The 2,014-nt window shown below is 70.8% G+C and carries 3 protein-coding genes; all 3 read right to left on the bottom strand.

The window, feature by feature from the left end; translation table 11 throughout:
- Window positions 1–481 (bottom strand): ABC transporter permease (locus KBX53_RS31180; RefSeq protein WP_210863325.1); only part of this gene is annotated, 481 nt, incomplete at its 3' end.
- Window positions 478–1,491, bottom strand: coding sequence for a daunorubicin resistance protein DrrA family ABC transporter ATP-binding protein (locus KBX53_RS31175; RefSeq protein WP_030331377.1), 1,014 nt, complete (start codon window positions 1,489–1,491; stop codon window positions 478–480). The genes KBX53_RS31175 and KBX53_RS31180, both read right to left, overlap by 4 nt.
- Before the next feature lie 27 nt (window positions 1,492–1,518).
- A partial coding sequence (locus KBX53_RS31170) for an NADPH-dependent FMN reductase (RefSeq protein WP_210863323.1) occupies window positions 1,519–2,014 on the bottom strand: 496 nt, incomplete at its 5' end.

The following is a 2,014-nucleotide window of genomic DNA, read 5'->3' as shown; positions in this document are numbered from 1 at the left end:
GCCCGAGGCCCAGGATCACCCGTGCGGCGAGGATGTAGCGCAGCACGTCGCCGAAGATCATGCCGACCAGGGCGGCCGGGCGCCAGACGGGCAGCGTACGGAACCTGTCGAAGATGCCCTTCTCGATGTCGGTGTTGAGGCCGACACCGGTGTACATGGTGATCATGACGACGCTGGTCACCATGATGCCGGGCAGGAAGAACTGCAGGTAGTCACGCGGGCTGCCGGCCAGGGCGCCACCGAACAGGTACGTGAACATCAGCACCATGATGATCGGGAACGCGGTCACGTCGAAGAGCTGCTCCGGCACGTGCTTGATCTTCAGCATGGCCCGCCAGCCGAAGGTGATCGACGCGCCCAGCGCGCTCGGCCGGGGAGGTCGGGCACCGGGCGCGAGGACTGTCGCCAGCGCCTCGGCGGACGGAACGTAGACGGCCGGCGCCCGTTCGGTGGTGGTGGTGGTGGTCTTGGTGTCGCTCATCGGGCTGCCTCCAGCTCGTCGTCGCGCTCGTCGGTCGGCACGGCGGGGTGGTCGGTCAGGGCCAGGAAGACCTCGTCCAGGCTCGGCTGGCCGAGGGAGAAGTTGTCGACCACGATGCCGGCGCGGGCCAGGTCGCTGAGCACGCGGGCGGCCTGGGCGCTGGCGTCGAGGTCGGTGCCGGCCTCACCGACGCGGGCGGTCAACGCCACCGGATCGGCGGCGAGCTGCACCGGCACACCGAGTGCCTCGCGGAGCACCCGCTCCGCGTCGGGGCGCTGCCCCGGGTCGCGCAGTCGCAGGTGGACGGTGCCCGAGCCGATCGACGACTTCAACTCACCCGGGGTGCCCTCCGCGATCACCCGGCCGTGGTCGACCACCGCGATCCGGCCGGCGAGCTGGTCGGCCTCGTCGAGGTACTGGGTGGTCAGCAGCACGGTCGTCCCGTGCGACACCACCGCTCGGACGATCTCCCACACCTGGTTGCGGCTTCGCGGGTCGAGGCCGGTGGTCGGTTCGTCGAGGAAGAGCAGATCCGGGGTGTTCAGGATGCTCGCGGCGATGTCGATGCGTCGCCGCATCCCACCCGAGTACTTCTTCACCTGACGGTCGCTCGCCTCGGTCAGCCCGAACGCGGCGAGCAGCGCTGCCGCGCGGTCCCGGGCGGCCGGCTTGCGCAGGCCGAGCAGGCGGGCCAGGAGCACCAGGTTCTCCGTACCGGTGAGGTCCTCGTCGACGGAGGCGTACTGGCCGGTGAGGCTGACCCGGGAACGGACCTTGTCGGCCTCGGTTACCACGTCGTGCCCGAAGACCCGGGCCGAACCGCCGTCGGGTCGCAGCAACGTGGCGAGCACCCGGACGGCTGTGGTCTTGCCCGCGCCGTTCGGGCCGAGCAGGCCGTAGACGGTGCCGGCGGGCACCTGCAGGTCGATGCCGGCCAGCGCCCGGGTGTCCCCGAACGAGCGGGTGAGCCCTTCGGCCTCGATGGCCAGGCCGGTGGTGCGTCTACTCATGATTTCTACCTTTCGTGGCGGACGTGTTCAGGAGACGTAGGGCCGAGCCGCCCGGCCGTCGCGCAGCGCCAGGCCCCACCAGCGCAGCTGGTCGAGCAGGGCGTCGACGTCGCGGCGCAGTTCGTCGGTGCACCGGGCGGTCGGTTCGCCGGCGAGCAGGTCGATCCCGACGACGTCGCGCACCGTCATCGCGTGCAGTGCGGTGAAGACGGTGCGGAGCTGGTCGACGGCGTGCCCGCCGGTGGACCGACAGCCGTACGACACGAAGCCGACTGGTTTGGCCTGCCACTCGTCGTACGCGTAGTCGATGGCTTGTTTCAAGGGTGCCGGGAAGCTGTGGTTGTACTCGGGGGTGACCACGACGAACGCGTCCGCCCGGCCCACCTCGCGAACGAACGCCCGGATCGGCGCGGTCGGCTCGGCGGGGTAGGTGGCCGGGAAGTCGTACCCGGTCAGGTCAACGACCGTCACCGCCAGGTCGTCGTGCCGCCCGGCCTGCTCGACGAACCAGGTGGCGAGCCGG

Source organism: Micromonospora sp. M51 (assembly GCF_018070305.1).
Lineage (GTDB): Bacteria > Actinomycetota > Actinomycetes > Mycobacteriales > Micromonosporaceae > Micromonospora > Micromonospora parva.
Note: the sequence above shows the minus strand (reverse complement) of the source record. Positions and strands in the feature narration are given on the sequence as shown.